This window comes from Alkalisalibacterium limincola (genome assembly GCF_008017755.1).
Taxonomy (GTDB): domain Bacteria; phylum Pseudomonadota; class Gammaproteobacteria; order Xanthomonadales; family Xanthomonadaceae; genus Alkalisalibacterium; species Alkalisalibacterium limincola.
Window position 1 is genome coordinate 124,713 of the sequence record NZ_VRTS01000008.1, and the last position, 17,455, is coordinate 142,167.

Here is a 17,455-nt window from a genome sequence, read left to right on the forward strand (position 1 = left end):
ATGACGGCACGAACCCCCTCGCCGCTGGATGCGTTCAAGCCCCTCGCCGGGCGCGCGCTGCAGGAGGTGCTCAACCGCCTGCTGGCGCTCGACCCCGATGCCGCCCACGACCTGCGCGCGCTGGACGGCCGTCGCATCGAGCTGGCCCTGGTGGCCCCGCCGCTGGCGCTGGCGGTCACCGCCCGCGAAGGCCGCCTGCAGGTGGGTCCGGCGATCGATACTCCGGAGGCGGACCTGTCGGTGCGTGGAACGCTGGCCGGCCTGTTGGGCCAGTTCGAAGCGTTCCGCCCGCGCGAGGGCCTGCCGCCGGGCAGCCTGCGCGTGAGTGGCGACGCCGAACTGGCGCGCCGTTTGCGCAAGCTGGCACGCGACTTCGATCCCGACTGGGAGCGGCCTTTCTCGGACGTCTTCGGCGAGGTGCTCGGTGCACGGATGGCCCGCACGCTGCGCGACGCACTGCGCCAGGGGCGCGGTCTTGCCAGCGGCATGGCGCGTGACCTGGCCGACTATGTCGGCGAGGAACGCGGCGAGATCGCCACCGGGGTCGAGCTGGACATCTTCCACGAGGCCGTCGACCAGCTTCGCGACGATGTCGACCGGATGGCGCGGCGGGTGGCACGGCTGCGCGAGGCGCGCTGAAACGACAACGGCCGGGAGCAGCGCTCCCGGCCCGTGGGCATCCTGCCGTGGTGCGTGCAGATCAGTCGATGCGGTCTGCGCGCGCTTCGGCGGCTTCCTTGCGGCGCTCGGCGGCTTCCTTGGCCGCATCACGCTCGGCTTCGGCGCGGTCGTCGCAGGCGCGGCGCTCGTCGCGGTTCTCGATCTGCGCGCACTCGGCCTTGGCGACGTCGTAGCGGCCATCGATCTCGGCGATCTCCACGTCGTAACGCGCCTGGGCGGTGTCCTCGACCGCGTCGGCGGTGGCGCGGCGCGTTTCGCGCGGGCCCTCGGTTGCGGCATCGCGCACGTCGGCGCGGGCTTCGGCCGTGGTCTCACGCGCGTCCTGGCGGGCCTCGGCGATGTCCTCGGCGGCGTCCTGGCGCGCCTCTTCCGGGGTCTGCTGGGTGCAGGCGGCCAGGCCGAGGGCGAGGGCGATCGAAAGACTCAGGCGGGTGGCGGTATTCATTAGGCGACTCCTTGCGATTGATAGGTTTCCACTGGGTACAAAGCAAAGCCCGTGCCAGTGGGCGTGGCTTGCCAAGTCATTGATTCATAGTGCTGCGAGTGATCGAGTCCTTGCATGTGTCATGCAAGCTGCTCGTTTTGTACCGCTATTCCATGCAATTTGCATCGGTGACTTCCTCCCTCCTCACAACGGAAGACTCAGGACGAAGCGGCATCCGCCCTCGCGCGCCGTCTCCGCGCGCAGGCGTCCGCCGTGCTGCTCGGCGATTTCCCGGCTCATCGCCAGACCGATGCCACTGCCACCGGTGGCGCGGCCGACCTGCACGAAGGGTTCGAACACGCGCTCGCGCTGGCTGCGGTCCAGGCCTTCGCCGGTGTCGCTGACCTCCACCACCAGCTGTCCACCGAGACGGTGCGCGCGCACCGCCACGACGCCCTTGGGCGGGGTATGGCGCAGCGCGTTCGACAACAGGTTGTCGAGCACCCGGTCGATCTGGTCGCGGTCCGCATTCACCTCGGGCAGCGCGGCCTCGACCGCCGTCTCCAGCCGGATGTCCACTTCGCGCGCGCGGTCCCGGAAGCGCTCGGCGGCGCACTCCACCAGGTCCGAGGGCGTGATCGGTGCCGGCATCAGGTCCAGGCGCTGGTTGTAGAGCCGGGCCAGGTCGAGCAGGTTCGCGATCAGGCGTACCGTTCGCGCCATCTCGCTTTCCAGCGTCTCCAGCAACTCCGCCTCGCGCGAGTCCGGGGCCGGCTTGAGCCGGTCCTGAAGCAGGCCCACCGCCATGCGCATCCCCGTGACCGGCGTGCGCAGCTCGTGGGCGGCACGAAGCACGAACTCCGTGCGCATGCGCTCGAGTGCGCGTTCCTGGCTGATGTCGCGCAGCATCAGCAGCAGGCCGCGCATGTCGCCATGCCAGTAGGGGGTCAGGGACCAGGCCAGCGTGACCTCATGCCCGTCCATGATGCGGTGCAGGTCGCGGCCGGCATGCTCGTGGCGCGCTTCGGCATCGGCCCGGTTGAGTGCCTCGTCGATGTGTGCCGGCAACGACGAGCCCTCGAAGACGTCCGCCGCGGGGCGCCCGCCGGCGTGCCGGGGCACCAGGCCCAGCAGGTGGCCGGCAACGGGGTTGATGCGCTCGATCCGCCCTTCCACGTCGATCAGCACCAGGCCCTGGTCGATCGAGTCGATGACGGTGTCGAGCCGCCGGCGCTCGGCCACGATCTCGTCCAGGCGCATCGCGTGGAAGCGCTCGAGCGAAGCGGCCATCGTGTTGAAGCCGCGCGAGAGGCGGTCGATCTCCTCGGTCTGCGCCGGTGCCAGTCGTGCGCCGTAGTCGCCGCGCCCGATGCGCGCCAGCGCGACGTCGACCGCCTCCAGCGGCCGGCTCAGGCGCCGCGCCAGGTGCAGCGCCGCCAGCATGCCCAGCACGATCATCGCCGCAGCGACCAGCGACAGCGCGACGCCGAGCTGGCGCGCTTCGGTCGCAACCCGCGTGCTGCGCGAGACCAGCTGCTCGAAATTGCTTTCGTAGGGCAGGCGGGCGGCAAGGCGCAGTTCGGTCAGTGCGTCGAGCAGCTCCTGGCCGGCGAGCTGGTTGTCCTGGGCGCTGGCGCCATCGTAGGCCAGGGTCAGCTGGGCCAGCGCGGCCAGCGCCTGCTCGCTGCTGGCCACCGCCAGCAACTCCTCGTCGGTGGTGGCGCGACGGCGCAGGTCGGCCAGCAGGGTATGCGCCTCCTCGACGAAGGGCGACATCATCGGCACCAGGCTTGCATGGGCGTTGGGCCCGTTGTGGAGCAGGAAGCGGCTGAGCGCGGAATGCTGGGTGCCGACCAGCGTGCGCACCCGCGAACTGGCCTCGATCGCGGCCAGGTTGCCCTGGACGATGTCCTCGGACACCCGCGAGAGCTGTTTCACCACGACCACGCCCAACCCGAGGCCCACCGCGGCGACCAGCACCAGTGCACTGAAGGAGAGCAGGAGCTGGTCGCGCAGCTTCATCATGAAAGATCGTACTGCTTGCGCTTGCGGTACAGCGTCGAGGAATCGATGCCCAGCGTGCGTGCGGCCGCTTCCAGCGTCGCGCTGTTGGCGACCACCGCCGCGATGTGCATGCGCTCCAGCGCATCCAGGCTGACCGGCGCGCCGACGCGGATGACCCCGCCGGCGGTGTTGGCCACGGTGTCGCTGCCGGTGATGGAGAGGTGGTTCACGCCGACGCGCTCGTCCGGGCTCAGGATCGCCGCCCGCTCGATGACGTTGCGCAGCTCGCGCACGTTGCCCGGCCAGCGATAGGCCAGCAGGCGACCGATCGCCGCCTCGGTGAACTCGCGCGCGGGGCGCCCGTAGCTGCGGGCGAACTCCTTCAGGCAACCGGTGGCGATGTTGAGGACATCCTCGGGACGCTCGCGCAGCGGCGGCAGGGTCAGGGTGATGACGTTGAGCCGGTACAGCAGGTCTTCGCGGAACTCGCCCTTGGCGACCATCTCCTCGAGGTCGCGGTTGGTCGCCGCGACGATGCGCACATCGGCCACGCGCGAGACGGGGTCGCCGACGCGCTCGTACTCGCGGTCCTGCACGAAGCGCAGCAGCTTGGGCTGCAGGCCGAGGGGGAAGTCGCCGACCTCGTCCATGAACAGCGTGCCGCCGTCGGCGATCGCGACCCGGCCCTGGGTGCTTTCGGTGGCGCCGGTGAAGGCGCCCTTGCGATGGCCGAACATCTCGCTTTCCAGCAGTTCCGAGGACAGCGACGGGCAATTGATCGTCGCGAAGTTCTTGTCCCGCCGCGGGCTCCACTCGTGGATCGCCCGGGCCAGCACGCCCTTGCCGGTGCCGCTCTCGCCCAGGATCAGCACCGAGGCGTTGGTGTCGGCGACCCGCCGGGCCTCGTCGAGCACCCGCGCCATGACCGGCGAGTCGGTCTCGAGGTTGCCCTTCGGGCCACAGTCGGCTTCGCGCTCCAGCGTCTGCAGGCGCAGCTCCATCTGCCTTGCCTCGACCTGCTTGGCCGCGGCGAATCGCAGCTGGTCGGGCGAGCAGGGCTTGACCAGGTAATCCGCGGCCCCGGCGCGCATCGTGTCCACCGCGGAGTCGACCGAGGAGTGCGCCGTGGCGATGACCACGCGCACCCACGGCGCCAGTGCCTTGATCTGCGGCAGCAGCTCCAGGCCGGACTCGTCGCCCAGGCGCAGGTCCAGGAAGCACACGTCGAAGACTTCGCGGTTGAGCGCATCGAGCGCCTGCTCACTGTTGCTGGTCGTGGTGACGCGGTAGCCGGAGTCCTCCAGGCAATAGCGGAAGGTCCTCAGGATGGCCGGCTCGTCATCGACGATGAGCACCCGGGCGCCGTCGATGCCGGGGAGGTCTGGGTGGTGTTCACTCATGGGGCGGACGTTCCGTTGTCGTGGCCGGGGATGTTGCATTGTGCATGATCATCGATCCAAATTCGGGCGTTTTACCGGGGTAGTGCAGGAGGCTTTCGCTTCAAGTCGTTGATTTTCCTTTCCCAGCCGGCCGATGGGCTGGCTGGCATGGTTTCTGCTGCATGGTTGGTGCCAACCCAACACGAAAGGGAGTTCCCCATGCTGTACTACGCCATCGTTTTCCTCGTCATCGCGATCATTGCAGCCGTTCTCGGCTTCGGCGGCATCGCCGCGCCGCCTCCGGCATCGCCCAGATCCTGTTCTTCGTGTTCCTGGTCCTGTTCGTCCTGTCGCTGATCTTCGGTCGCGGCAAGGGCGGCAGGGTCTGATCAGAGCAACACCGCAACACCCGCCAACGTCAAGGCAACGCGCGCCCTCCGGGGCGCGCGTTTTTTTTGGCCCGGCCCTTTCCCGGCGGGGCAGGGGGCCGCGCCGCGCTTGGCCCTAGGGGGGCCGCGTGGCAAAGTGACGCCTCGTCGGTTCCCCGCCGATCCCGTCGCCAGCGAAGCCCATGCGTCCAGACCCCTCCGGCCCGACCGTCCACGTGTCGACGACCGCCCCCAGCGCGGCGCTCCCCCGTCAGGGTGGAGGTCCGGCATGAGCCTGCGCAGCGCGGCGCGCCTGTGGCAGATCCTGCGCGTGGCGCGCCGCTACCGGCTCGACGCACTGCTGCAGGGCGTCGGCCGCAGTTCATTGCCTGCTGCCGCGTTTGCACTGGTGCCGGTGCGCCGCATCGAACCGGGGCGGCCCGAAGGCGAGCGCGTGCGCCTGGCGCTGCAGGCGCTGGGGCCGATCTTCGTCAAGTTCGGCCAGGTGCTCTCGACGCGCCGCGACCTGTTGCCGCCGGAAGTGGCCGACGAACTGGCCCGCCTGCGCGACCAGGTCGAACCCTTCCCGGGCGAAGAGGCGGTGGCGATCGTCGAGCAGCAGCTGGGCCGCAGCCTGGCCGAGGCCTTCGCCCGCTTCGACACCACGCCGCTGGCCTCGGCCTCGATCGCCCAGGTGCACGCGGCCACGCTGCACGACGGCCGCGAGGTCGTGGTCAAGGTGCTGCGCCCGGGCATCCGCCGCCGCATCGCCGAGGACATCGGCCTGCTGCGCAGCCTGGCCGGACTGGTGCAGCGCCACCACCCGCGCGGCCACCGCATCCGGCCGCTGGCCGTGGTCGAGCAGGTCGAGGCGACGCTGGACGGCGAGCTGGACCTGCAGCGCGAGGGTGCGAATGCCAGCGTGCTGCGGCGCAACTGGCTCGGCTCGGACGAGATGTACGTGCCGGAGGTGCTGTGGTCGCACTCCGCCGAGCGCGTGCTGACGCTGGAGCGGGTGCACGGCATCGCCTCGGACGACATCGCCGCGCTCGATGCCGCCGGCATCAACCGGCCGCGGCTGGCCGAGCGCTTCGTGCGGGTGTTCTACACCCAGGTGTTCCGCGACAACTTCTTCCATGCCGACGCGCACGCCGGCAACATCTGGGTGGATCCTGACCCGGCCCGACGCGACAACCCGCGCCTGGTGGCGCTGGACTTCGGCATCGTCGGCCAGCTGCCGACCGCGACCAGTACTACCTGGCCGAGAACTTCATGGCGATGTTCAAGCGCGACTACCGGCGCATCGCCGAGCTGCACGTGGAGGCCGGGTGGATGCCGGCCACGGTGAACCTGGAAGAGCTCGAGGCCGCCACGCGCGCGGTGTGCGAGCCCTACTTCACCCGGCCGCTGAGCGAGATCTCGCTGGGCGAGGTGGTGTTCAAGCTGTTCCGCACCGCGCAGCGCTACGAGCTGACGTTGCAGCCGCAACTGATCCTGCTGCAGAAGACGCTGCTCAACATCGAGGGCGTGGGCCGGCTGCTGGACCCGAAGCTGGACATATGGTCGGTGGCCCACCCGGTGCTGGAGCGCATCCTGCGCGAGCGCTACAGCGGCGCGAACATCCGCGCGCAGTTCCGCCGCCGGTTGCCGGAGATCCTGACCCACGCACCGGACATGCCGCGGCTGGTGCGCGAATGGCTGCGCATCCAGGTCGAGGGCGAAGCGCGCGTGGACATGCACTCCGCGCAGATCGCGCAACTCGTGGAAGTCTCGCGGCAGGGGCAGCGACGCACCGTGTTCGCGGTGATCGGCGCCGGCCTGCTGTTGTCGGCGGCCCTGCTGCAGGGCCTGGGCGTCGGCACGCCGGGCTGGCTGGGCCTCACCTGGCCGGCCTGGGTGGGCGGCAGCGCCGCGCTGGCGGCCTTCATCGCGGCGTGGCCGCGGGGCTGAGCCGGGCCCAGCCCCGCCGCGCGGGATTCAGTCGCTGGCAGCCTGGAAATCGCCGGCGCTGAAGATCGAGAATTCGACCTCGCCCAGGTGCCGGCGCAGCGCGGCGTTGACCGTCTCCACGTCCAGTGCGGCGATCGCCGCCTCCTGCTCCGCACTCCAGGCCATCGTGCGCCCGAAGTACAGGTTCGAGGAGATCTGGCCGGCCAGGTTCGCGTCCTCGGCGCGGCCCAGCGCGCGCAGCTGCAGCAGGCCGTCGACCGCATCGCGCAGCTCCCCTTCCTCCACGCCCTCGTCCAGCAGCCGCTGCCGCTCTTCCTCGAACGCGGCCAGCACCCGCGCCACGTTCTCCGGTGCGGACAGCGCGTAGGCCGTCAGTGCGGCGTTGTCGTCGATCGGGTGCACGCTGAGGCTGGCGCCGACGCCGTAGCTCAGACCCTCCGCCTGGCGGATGCGGTCGGCCAGGCGCGACTTCAGCGAGCCGCCGCCGAAGATGTAGTTGCCCACCAGCAGGGCAGGGTAGTCCTCGTGCGAGTCGGTCATCGGCAGGCGCGAGCCCAGCAGCACCATCGCGTTGGCCTTGTCCGGCGTGTCGATCTGCCGGGTCAGCGGTTGGATCGGCCGATAGGGCACGGCGATGCGCTCGAAGGCCACCGGCGCGGTCCAGTCGCCGAAGATGTCCGCGGCCTGTTGGCGCACCGCATCGGCATCGAAGTCGCCGACCACCACCACCTCGCCGGTACCGGCACCGTAGAAGCGGCGGTGGAAATCGGCCAGCGCCGCGCCGTCGACCGCGCGCACGTCCTCGATGCTCTCCTGGAAGGTCGGCACGTAGCGCGGGTGCCCGCGCTCGAAGCGCGCATTGAAGTGCCGCGACATCGCGTTCGACGCGACCGCGTCGGGCTCGGTCATCTGCGACTGGATGCCGGTGATCGACTGGGCCCGGAGCTGCTCGACCTCGCTCTCCGGGAAGGCCGGCTGCTTGAGCATCTCCTCGACCAGCGCCAATGCATCGGCCAGGTGCTCGCGGCGGCTCGACAGCGTCAGCGTCACCCCCTGGGCGTCGCCGCTGATCGCCACCTGCGAGCGCAGCGCATCGAGCCGGCGGGCGATCTGCGCGCGGCTGCGCTGCTGCGTGCCGCGATTGAGCATCGAGGCGGTGAAGCTGCCAACCGTGCCGCGGCCGGTCGCCGTCGCCTCCGTGCCCCACAGCAGGCGGATGCGCACCTGCACGGTCTCGCCGCGGGTGCGCTTGGGCAGCAGGGCCAGCTGCGTGCCGTTGGCCAGCGCCTGCACCTGCGTTCGTGCGTCCACGTTCTCCGGGCTGGGTTCGAAGGCCTCTCCGGCGCTGAGCGCCTCGCGCCCGGTGTAGTCGGCCAGCAGCCCCGCCACGTCCACCTCGGTGGCGATGTCCACCCGGTCGGCGCGCTCGGTCGGGATGAAGCGGCCCAGCGTGCGGTTGGCCGGCTTGAGGTAGTGGCGCGCCACGCGCTCCAGGTCCTGCAGCGTGACCGCCTCGAGCCGGTCGCGCTGCAGGAAGAACAGCCGCCAGTCGCCCATCGCGATCGTCTCCGACATCGCCGTGGCCAGCCGGTTGGCGTCGTTGAAGGTGTTCTCCACGCCACGCAGCAGCCGCTGCCGCGCGTCCTCGAGTTCCTCCTCGGTGAACGCCTCTGCCGTGGTGCCCTCGACCAGGCCCGCCAGGCGCGTGGCGAACGCATCCACATCGCCGTCGCCGGGCAGCTGCGCGAGCAGCATGAAGAAGCCGGGCTCGGCCAGCGCCGGGACGAAACTGGCCACCCAGCTGGCCTCGCCCGGCTCGACCAGCGCCTTGTGCAGGCGGCCGTTGGGCGTGTTCGACAGCACCTCGGCCAGCACCGCCAGCGCGGCGCTGTCCTCGTGCGCGCCCGGCGGCACGTGGTAGGACACGCCGGCATACGGGGTCTCGCCGCTGCGGCGCACCGTCACCTCGCGCTCGCCGTCCTGCACCGGCTCGCGCGTGTAGGTCGCCTGGATCGGGGTGTCGGGTGCCGGGATACGGCCGAAGGCCTCGTGCACCAGCGCCAGCGTGTGCGCCTCGTCGATGCGGCCGGCCACCAGCAGCACCGCGTTGTCGGGGCGGTAGTGGCGGCGGTAGAAGTCCTGCAGGCGCTCGATCGGCTGGTTCTCCACGTCCGCGCGTGCGCCGATCGTGGAGTTGCCGTAGTTGTGCCACAGGTAGGCGGTCGACAGGATGCGCTCGATCAGCACCCGCACCGGGCTGTTCTCGCCGGCCTCCATCTCGTTGCGCACCACGGTCATCTCGCTGTCGAGGTCGGCGCGCGCGATGTGCGAATTGACCATCCGGTCGGCCTCCAGCCGCAGCAGCCAGGCCAGGTTGTCCTCGCCGGCGGCGAAGCTGCCGAAGTAGTTGGTGCGGTCCAGCCAGGTGGTGCCGTTGAAGCTGATGCCGCGGCGGCGCATTTCGCCGGGAATGTCCGGGTGCGTCGGCGTGCCCTTGAACACGAGGTGCTCGAGCAGGTGCGCCATGCCGGTCTCGCCGTAGCCCTCGTGCCGCGAGCCGACCAGGTAGGTGATGTTCACCGTCACCGTCGGCTTGCTCTCGTCGGGGAACAGCAGCACGCGCAGGCCGTTGTCGAGCCGGTACTCGCTGATGCCCTCGACGCTGGGCCCGCGCTCCACGCCGGCGGGCAGCGTGTCGGCAAGGGCGGTGGCGAGCGGCGCGAGGACCAGCAGGGCGGCCAGCAGGGTGGCCGAGCACAGGCGCGTGAGGAGGCTGGGGCAGGGACGGTGGATCATGGGGGGCTCCGCGGACATTTCCGGTGCATCGCGCGCGCGGCGCGACACGGCTGTTGACGTTGCAGGGTCGCCCATCACGCCGGGCCACGCCACCGCCATCGGTCACGGCGCCCACGTTCGCAGCCGCCCACGCACCGCGGCCGGCACGCATGGGACAATGCCGGCGATGCGCATCCTCCATGAAGACGACACGCTGGCGGTGGTCGACAAACCCGCCGGCCTGATGGTGCACGACAGTGCGCTGGCACGCGGTGAAACCGAGTTCTTCGCCGACCGGCTGCGCGAGCATTTCAAGCGCCGCATCCACCTCGTGCACCGGCTCGACCGCGCCACCAGCGGCTGCCTGTTGCTGTGCTTCGACCCCGACACCGCGGCCGCGCTGGGTCGCCAGTTCATGGGCCGCGAAGTCACCAAGACCTACCTGGCGGTGTGCCGCGGCTGGCCCGAGCCGGCCGAGGGCCTCATCGACCACGACCTCGACGGCGGGCCCGGCAAGCCGCTCAAGAAGCCCGCGCAGACCGCCTACCGCACGCTGGCCACCGGCGAGCTGCCGCTGCCGCTGGCCGGCTTCGATACCTCGCGCTTCGCGCTGCTGCAGTGCACGCCGCTGACCGGACGCTTCCGCCAGATCCGCCGCCACCTCAAGCACCTCAGCCACCACCTCATCGGCGACACCAGCCACGGCGACGGCCGCCGCAACCGCCAGTTCCGCATCGAGCTGGGCGTGCACCGCATGCTGCTGCACGCCTGGCGGCTGGAGTTCGAGCACCCGCGCGATGGCCACGCGATGCGCGTCGAGGCCGGTCTGGACGCCGAGTTCGACAAGGTGTTCGCCCGCTTCGGCTGGGCGCTGCCGCCGGGGTCGCCGTAGCCGGGGGGCGGGCCGGTACAATGCCCCATCCACCCGCCACGCCGGACCGCATGCTGCGCATCACGCCCCGACTGTCGATCCCCGATGACGAGCTCACCGAGCGCTTCGTGCGCTCGGCCGGGCCCGGGGGCCAGAACGTCAACAAGGTGGCCACCGCGGTCGAGCTGCGCTTCGACGTGCTCAACTCGCCCAGCCTGCCCGAGACGGTGCGGCTGCGGCTGCTGGCGCGGCGCGACCGCCGCCTCAACGACCGTGGCGTGCTGGTCATCTCCGCGCAGCGCTACCGCAGCCAGGACCGCAACCGCGAGGATGCGCGCGAGCGCCTCGCCGCGATCATCGAGACGGCCACGCACGCGCCCAAGGCGCGGGTGGCGACCAAGCCCACCCGGGGGTCGAAGGAGCGGCGCCTGAGCACCAAGCGCGAGCGCGCCCAGATCAAGCGCCACCGCGATTCACGCCAATGGGAACGCGACTGAATGCCCGAACTGCTGCCTGAGGTGCCACCGTCGATGCCGCGTGGCGGCAATGCCTTCACCCGCTGGATCGGCCGCCTCGTGATGCGCCTGGGCGGCTGGCGCGTGGTCGGCGAGCTGCCCGACATGAAGCGGGTCATGATCATCTTCGCGCCGCACTCCTCCGGCTGGGACGCGGTCTGGGGCCTGGCCGCGAAGGTGGCGCTGGGCGTGCACGTGAACTTCATGATCAAGAAGGAGGCCTGCGTCGGCCCGCTGGGCTGGCTGCTGCGCCGGATGGGTGCGATCCCGATCGACCGCAGTTCGCCCGGCGGGGTGGTGCGCGACATCTCGCGTCGGTTCCACGCCCAGGACGCGATGTGGCTGGGCATCGCCCCGGAGGGCACGCGCAAGCCGGTGGAGCGCTGGAAGACCGGTTTCTGGCGTATCGCCAAGACCGCGCGGGTGCCGGTGCTGGCGGTCTACATCCACTATCCCGAGCGCGAGATCGGCGTCGGCGGGATGTTCGAACTCGGCGAGGACGCCGAGGCCGACATGCTGCGCATGCGCGAGTCGTTCCGGCCCTACCGGGGCCGGAACCGCGGCGTGTGAGCCGGGTCAGCGGCCGGAGTGGCCGGTGTCGTCGTAATCGCGGCGCTCGAACAGGCCGGGCTTGACCAGGTCGATGAACGCGCGCGCCGCGGGGCTGAGCACGCGGCCCTTGCGCACCACCACGCCGTAGCTGCGCTGCGGGAAGAACTCGCCGAGGTTGTGCACCGCCAGGCGTTCGCGGTCGCTGTCCTTGATGCAGATGCCGGTGACGATCGAGATGCCCAGGCCCATCGCCACGTACTGCTTGATCACCTCCCAGCCGCCGACCTCCAGCGCCACCGTGTAGGGCACGCGGTTGGAATGGAACACCAGGTCGACCAGTCGGTAGGTGGTCAGGCGCCGCGGCGGCAGGATCAGCCCGTAGGGTGAGATGTCGGCCAGGCCGATGTCGCTGCGCCCGGCCAGCGGGTGGTCCAGCGGCATGATCAGCAGCGGGTCGAAGCGGTACACCGGCGCGTAGTCGAGGTCGTTGGGCACGTCGAGCATCGAGCCCACGGCCAGGTCCACCGCATCCGAGCGCAGCATCGACAGCCCGTCGCGGCCGGTCACGTTCTCCAGCGCCAGCTGGATCTCCGGGTGCTGCTGGCTGAATTCACGCACCAGGTCGGGCAGCAGGTAGAGGATCGTCGAGCTGCCCGCGGCCACCCGCAGTTCGCCGGCCTCGATGCCGCGCATGCGGCTGCGGAACTCCGCATCGATGCCGTCGATGCCCTCCACCAGCGGGCGCGCCAGCTCGTACAGCGCCTCGCCTTCGCGGGTCAGGCTCATGCGCCGGCCGACGCGCTCGAACAGCCGGATGCCGTACTCGCGCTCCAGCGCCTTGATCTGCAGCGTCACCGCCGGCTGGCTCAGGTACAGGGCCTCGGCCGCGCGCGACACCGAACCCAGCCGGGCCACCTGGCAAACCGCCCGCAAGGGCTTCAGGCGATCCCCTTTGTAGTAGAAGCGGCCGTCGGATGCGCTCATAAGAAACTGAAACCAAAGGGCTATAAGCAGAGCAAATACTATCTATTCACATATTTGCCTTGTCAAATATGGGTGACAGGTCCAGCTTCGATCTCCCAAGGCGGTAACCCCAAGAGGTGACCCCAATGCCCCTGCAGGAGATGACAATGGCAGATTCAGGCATGGCCATGCCCGGCCCGGTCCAGCTCAGCGTCGCCATCGACGATGCCGAGCAGCGCGACCTGCTTTCCCCCGATGCGCTGGCGCTGCTGGCCGAAGTCCACCGTCGCTTCGACCCGCGCCGCCAGGAATTGCTCGCGGCCCGCCGCGAGCGCCAGGCGCGCTTCGACGCCGGCGAGTTGCCCGACTTCCGCGCCGACACCCGCGCGATCCGCGAGGACGACTGGCGGGTGGCCTCGTTGCCCGATGCGCTGGTCGACCGCCGGGTCGAGATCACCGGCCCGGTCGAGCGCAAGATGGTCATCAACGCGCTCAATTCCGGCGCCAGGGTGTTCATGGCCGACTTCGAGGACTCCTCGAGCCCGCGCCTGGACAACATGCTGGCCGGGCAGGTGAACCTGCGCGACGCGGTGCGCGGCACGATCGAATACACCGCGCCCAACGGCAAGCACTACGCGCTCAACGAATCCGGCCTGGCCACGCTGATCGTGCGCCCGCGCGGCTGGCACCTCGACGAGGCGCACGTGCGGGTGGACGGCCAGCCGATCGCCGGCGGACTGTTCGATGCCGCGCTGTTCGTGCTGCTCAACGGCAGCGAGCTGCACCACCACAGCCGCGGGCCCTACCTGTACCTGCCCAAGCTGCAGTGCATGGAGGAGGCGCAGCTGTGGGAGGAGGTGCTGGCCTTCCTGGAAGTGCGCACCGGCCTGCCGATCGGCGCGATCAAGGTGACCGTGCTGATCGAGACGCTGCCGGCGGTGTTCGAGATGGACGAGATCCTGCACGCGCTGCGCTGCCGCATCGTCGGGCTCAACTGCGGGCGCTGGGACTACATCTTCAGCTACCTCAAGACCTTCCGCGCCCACCCCGACCGCGTCCTGCCCGAGCGCGGCCAGGTCGGCATGGACCAGCCGTTCCTGAAGGCCTATTCGGAGCTGCTGATCCAGACCTGCCACCGCCGTGGTGCGCATGCGATGGGCGGCATGGCGGCACAGATCCCGATCAGCGGCGACGACGCCGCCAACGAGAAGGCGATCGAGCGCGTGCGCGCCGACAAGCTGCGCGAGGTGCGCGCCGGCCACGACGGCACCTGGGTCGCACATCCGGCCCTGATCCCGGTGGCGCTGGAGATCTTCGACAAGTACATGCCCGCGCCGAACCAGCACCACGTGCCGCGCGATGACGTGCGCGCCGACCGCGACGCGCTGATCGCCCCGTGCCGCGGCACGATCACGCAGGCCGGCTTCAACAACAACGTCGAGGTGTGCGTGCGCTACATGGCCGCCTGGCTCGACGGCCAGGGCTGCGTGCCGATCCACCACCTCATGGAGGATGCCGCCACCGCCGAGATCGCCCGCGCGCAGCTGTGGCAGTGGCTGCACCACGAGGGCCAGCACCTCGACGACGGCACGCCGGTCGACTTCACGCTGTTCGACCGCGCGCTGCTGGCGCTGCCCTCGCGCCTGGGCGACCGCGCCCTGCTGCCTGGCGGTTCGCGCATCGACGAGGCGATCGCGCTGCTCGACCGCCTGACCCACGCCGACACGATGGCCGATTTCCTCACGCTTGAAGCGTATCCAGACCTGTAGCCCACGACTTCCTTGCGACGCGCGCGCTGCGCCGCCCGTGAGTGCGACACCCGACATTTCCAACCCCAGAAACCAGAAGAGGCCAAGCCCATGAGCACGCAACTCCCCACCGCAGACCTGATCGAGCAGTCCTGGAAGAGCGACCCGCGCTGGGACGGCGTGACCCGCCCGTACTCCGCCGCCGACGTGGTGCGCCTGCGCGGCACCGTGCACGTGGAGCATTCGCTGGCCCGACGTGGCGCCGAGCGGCTGTGGAAGCAGCTGCACGAGATGGAGTTCGTCAACGCGCTCGGCGCACTGACCGGCAACCAGGCCATGCAGCAGGTCAAGGCCGGGCTCAACGCGATCTACCTCAGCGGCTGGCAGGTCGCGGCCGACGCCAACACCGCAGGCTCCATGTACCCCGACCAGTCGCTGTACCCGGTCGATTCGGTGCCCAATGTCGTGCGCCGCATCAACAACACGCTGCTGCGCGCGGATCAATTGCACCACGCCGAGGGCAAGGACGACATCGACTGGCTGGTGCCGATCGTGGCTGATGCCGAGGCCGGCTTCGGCGGCGTACTCAATGCTTACGAGCTGATGAAGCACATGATCGAGGCCGGTGCCGCCGGCGTGCACTTCGAGGACCAGCTGGCCAGCGCGAAGAAGTGCGGCCACATGGGCGGCAAGGTGCTGGTGCCGACCCAGGAGGCGGTGCAGAAGCTGGCCGCCGCGCGCCTGGCCGCCGACGTGGCCGGCGTGCCGACGCTGATCGTGGCGCGCACCGACGCGATGGGCGCGAACCTGCTGACCTCCGACATCGACCCGGTCGACCAGCAGTTCTGCAACGGCAAGCGCACCGTCGAGGGTTTCTACGAATGCCGTGCCGGCATCGACCAGGCGATCGCCCGTGGCCTCGCCTACGCGCCCTACGCCGACCTGATCTGGTGCGAAACCTCGACCCCCAGCCTGGAGGAAGCCCGCCAGTTCGCCGAAGCGATCCACGCGAAGTTCCCCGGCAAGATGCTGGCCTACAACTGCTCGCCCAGCTTCAACTGGAAGAAGAACCTCGACGAGGCCACGATCGCCGACTTCCAGGTCTCGATCGCGAAGATGGGCTACAAGTTCCAGTTCATCACGCTGGCCGGCTTCCACGCCCTGAACTACTCGATGTTCGAGCTGGCGCGGGGCTACAAGGACCGCCAGATGTCGGCCTACGTGGAACTGCAGGAGGCCGAGTTCGCCGCCGAGAAGGACGGCTACACCGCCGCCAAGCACCAGCGCGAGGTCGGCACCGGCTATTTCGACCAGCTCAACCAGGTCATCTCCGGCGGCCTGAGCTCGCTCTCCGCGCTGCACGGCTCGACCGAGGAGGAGCAGTTCGAGGAGACCGAACGCGCGGCCTGACCGGGCACCGGTTTCGACCATTTGACGGGGCCGGTGCGGTGCATCGGCCCCGGCTTCGTTCTATAGTCCCGGGACGATCCGGGAGACGCATCCTGATGAGCTTGCAGCAAGATGCCTCGACTGAGCTGGCCGGGGCCGGGAAGGTTGTACGCAAACCTGTACTGACGGGGGTGCCGGGCAGCAGCTCGCGCGCCCTGTCCGACCGTGAGTTCGAGGTGTTCTGCGCGGTCGGCGCGCGCACCCGCATCGCGGCGGGCGAGGTGCTGTTCCAGCGCGGCCAGTCGGGCCGCCAGATGTACGTGATCGTCTCCGGCCAGGTGCGCCTGGACTTCGGCGACGGCATCACCCAGCGGGTGCTGGGGCCGCGCGAATCCTTCGGCGAACTGGCCCTGTTCATGGGCCACCACGCGCGCATGGCCAGCGCCACGGTGGAGAGCCATGCGGAACTGCTGGTCATCGACCCGGAGGCGTTCGAGCGCCTGTTCGAGCACGAGCCCACGACGATGGCGCAGTTCATGCGCCGCTGCTTCGCCTACCTGATCGCCAGCGAGACGCAGTTGATCCAGGGCCTGCGCCGCCGCAACGAAGACCTGATGCAGACGCTGGAAAGCCTGCGCCAGACCCGCAGTGAACTCAGCCTGGCCCAGCAGCTGGTCAGCACCGATGAATTGACCGGCCTGTCCAACCGCCGCGGCCTGTACCGCTTCCTGGAGCAGATGGGCGAACCGCCGGCGGGGGAACCCAACCGCGCACTGCTGTTGGTGGACATCGACGAGTTCAAGCGCGTCAACGACCTGAGCGGGCACCTGGCCGGCGACAGCGCGCTGCGCGCGGTGGCCGAGGAAGTGCGCGCCGCCTGCGGGCCGATGGAACTGCCCTGCCGCCTGGGCGGGGACGAGTTCGCGATGGTCGCGCTCAGCGACGACGCCGGCGACCTGGCCAACCGGGCCGTGCAGCTGGTGTCGGCGGTGCGCAGCCTGCGGCTGGGCCAGGCCGGCGCCGACATCCGCCTGGGCGTGAGCGTGGGTGCATGCTTCTTCCGACCCGGCGAGCCGTGGTCGGCCACCTACAGCCGCGCCGATGCCGCGCTGTACCAGGCCAAGCTGGCCGGGGGCGACACATGGAAGTTGGGCCGATGAGCACGACGTGAGCGTCCCCCGCGGCGGGCATCCTGCGTTTCTCCCGATAAGGCCGCCCGTGCGCGGGCACGGCGCCGACCGGAACCCATGAGCCAGACAGCCTCCACCCCACAGGCAACGACGCGCCGCGACCCCCGTCCGCGTCTGCGTACCGTGCTGGTGTGCGACCTGGTGGACTCCACCGGCCTGTTCCGGACCCTCGGCGACGCCCGTGCCGCGGGCCTGCTGCGCAGCCACGACCGCCTGGCCCGGCAGCTGATGGGCGCCCACGCCGGGCGCGAGATCGACAAATCCGACGGCTTCCTGGTGTTGTTCGAACGCCCCGCCGGTGCCGTGCGTTTCGCGCTGGAGTACCAGCAGGTGGTGGCGGCGCTCGGCCAGAAGGAAGGCGTGGACCTCAAGGCCCGCGTCGGCATCCATTTCGGTGAAGTACTGATCTGGCGCAACGACGCCGACGCCACCGCGGCCGGGGCGACGACGGTCAGCGTCGAGGGCCTGGCCAAGCCGGTCGCCGCGCGCCTGGCCAGCCTGGCCCGCCCCGGCCAGGTGCTGCTGTCGGACGTGGCGCGCAACCTGTCGCAGCGCGCCGACGCCGCGGCCCCCCGCGGCCGACGAGGACCTGCCGCCGGCACAGCTGGCCTGGGCCGACCATGGCGCCTACGAACTGCAGGGCGTT

Annotated in this window: 12 protein-coding genes and 2 pseudogenes; 9 read left to right on the forward strand and 5 right to left on the reverse strand. The window is 70.2% G+C overall.

The features are described 5' to 3' along the window. Entirely contained in the window at window positions 1-639 is a 639-nt protein-coding gene (locus FU658_RS11620; protein WP_147892229.1) for a ubiquinone biosynthesis accessory factor UbiJ, read from the forward strand. Between the two features lie 61 nt (window positions 640-700). Here the strand turns inward: FU658_RS11620 and FU658_RS14505 are convergent, their stop codons facing one another. The 3 genes from FU658_RS14505 to FU658_RS11640 all read right to left on the reverse strand — a co-directional run bounded on the left by FU658_RS14505 (window position 701) and on the right by FU658_RS11640 (window position 4,509). After that, on the reverse strand, window positions 701-1,126 hold the full coding sequence (locus tag FU658_RS14505) for a flotillin family protein (RefSeq protein WP_187266081.1): 426 nt from the start codon (window positions 1,124-1,126) through the stop codon (window positions 701-703). 183 nt (window positions 1,127-1,309) lie between these two features. Beyond that, complete coding sequence (locus FU658_RS11635; RefSeq protein ID WP_147892232.1) at window positions 1,310-3,130, reverse strand: sensor histidine kinase; 1,821 nt, start codon at window positions 3,128-3,130, stop codon at window positions 1,310-1,312. Continuing rightward, complete coding sequence (locus FU658_RS11640) at window positions 3,127-4,509, reverse strand: sigma-54-dependent transcriptional regulator (RefSeq protein WP_147892233.1); 1,383 nt, start codon at window positions 4,507-4,509, stop codon at window positions 3,127-3,129. The genes FU658_RS11635 and FU658_RS11640 overlap by 4 nt, the downstream gene beginning before the upstream one ends. 198 nt (window positions 4,510-4,707) lie before the next feature. Between FU658_RS11640 and FU658_RS11645 the strand changes: the two are divergent. Then, window positions 4,708-4,877: pseudogene (locus tag FU658_RS11645) on the forward strand (DUF1328 domain-containing protein). Between the two features lie 274 nt (window positions 4,878-5,151). Beyond that, window positions 5,152-6,806 (forward strand): annotated as a pseudogene (gene ubiB, locus FU658_RS11650) (ubiquinone biosynthesis regulatory protein kinase UbiB). A 27-nt stretch (window positions 6,807-6,833) separates the two neighbouring features. Here the strand turns inward: ubiB and FU658_RS11655 are convergent. Then, on the reverse strand, window positions 6,834-9,602 hold the full coding sequence (locus tag FU658_RS11655; RefSeq protein WP_147892234.1) for a M16 family metallopeptidase: 2,769 nt from the start codon (window positions 9,600-9,602) through the stop codon (window positions 6,834-6,836). 157 nt (window positions 9,603-9,759) lie between these two features. Between FU658_RS11655 and FU658_RS11660 the strand changes: the two genes are divergently transcribed. The 3 genes from FU658_RS11660 to FU658_RS11670 are packed head-to-tail and all read left to right on the forward strand — an operon-like array spanning window position 9,760 to window position 11,537. After that, window positions 9,760-10,473: a pseudouridine synthase gene (locus FU658_RS11660; protein ID WP_147892235.1), complete on the forward strand. Its 714-nt coding sequence runs from the start codon at window positions 9,760-9,762 to the stop codon at window positions 10,471-10,473. 50 nt (window positions 10,474-10,523) lie between these two features. Then, window positions 10,524-10,949: an alternative ribosome rescue aminoacyl-tRNA hydrolase ArfB gene (arfB, locus tag FU658_RS11665; protein WP_147892270.1), complete on the forward strand. Its 426-nt coding sequence runs from the start codon at window positions 10,524-10,526 to the stop codon at window positions 10,947-10,949. Continuing rightward, the gene (locus FU658_RS11670) at window positions 10,950-11,537 is read left to right on the forward strand and encodes a 1-acyl-sn-glycerol-3-phosphate acyltransferase (protein WP_147892236.1); all 588 of its coding nucleotides are present in this window, start codon (window positions 10,950-10,952) and stop codon (window positions 11,535-11,537) included. 6 nt (window positions 11,538-11,543) lie between these two features. Here FU658_RS11670 and FU658_RS11675 read toward each other — a convergent pair whose 3' ends face one another. Further along, entirely contained in the window at window positions 11,544-12,503 is a 960-nt protein-coding gene (locus FU658_RS11675) for a LysR family transcriptional regulator (protein ID WP_147892237.1), read from the reverse strand. A gap of 146 nt (window positions 12,504-12,649) precedes the next feature. Between FU658_RS11675 and aceB the strand changes: the two genes are divergently transcribed. The 3 genes from aceB (at window position 12,650) to FU658_RS11690 (ending at window position 16,779) form a co-directional block, all read left to right on the forward strand. Beyond that, window positions 12,650-14,251, forward strand: a complete 1,602-nt coding sequence (gene aceB, locus FU658_RS11680; protein WP_255505569.1) for a malate synthase A — start codon at window positions 12,650-12,652, stop codon at window positions 14,249-14,251. A gap of 90 nt (window positions 14,252-14,341) precedes the next feature. After that, window positions 14,342-15,640: an isocitrate lyase gene (aceA, locus tag FU658_RS11685; protein ID WP_147892239.1), complete on the forward strand. Its 1,299-nt coding sequence runs from the start codon at window positions 14,342-14,344 to the stop codon at window positions 15,638-15,640. Between the two features lie 95 nt (window positions 15,641-15,735). Beyond that, a complete protein-coding gene (locus FU658_RS11690; RefSeq protein WP_147892240.1) occupies window positions 15,736-16,779 on the forward strand; it encodes a GGDEF domain-containing protein in 1,044 nt (347 codons plus the stop codon). Window positions 16,780-17,455 lie beyond the last annotated feature (676 nt).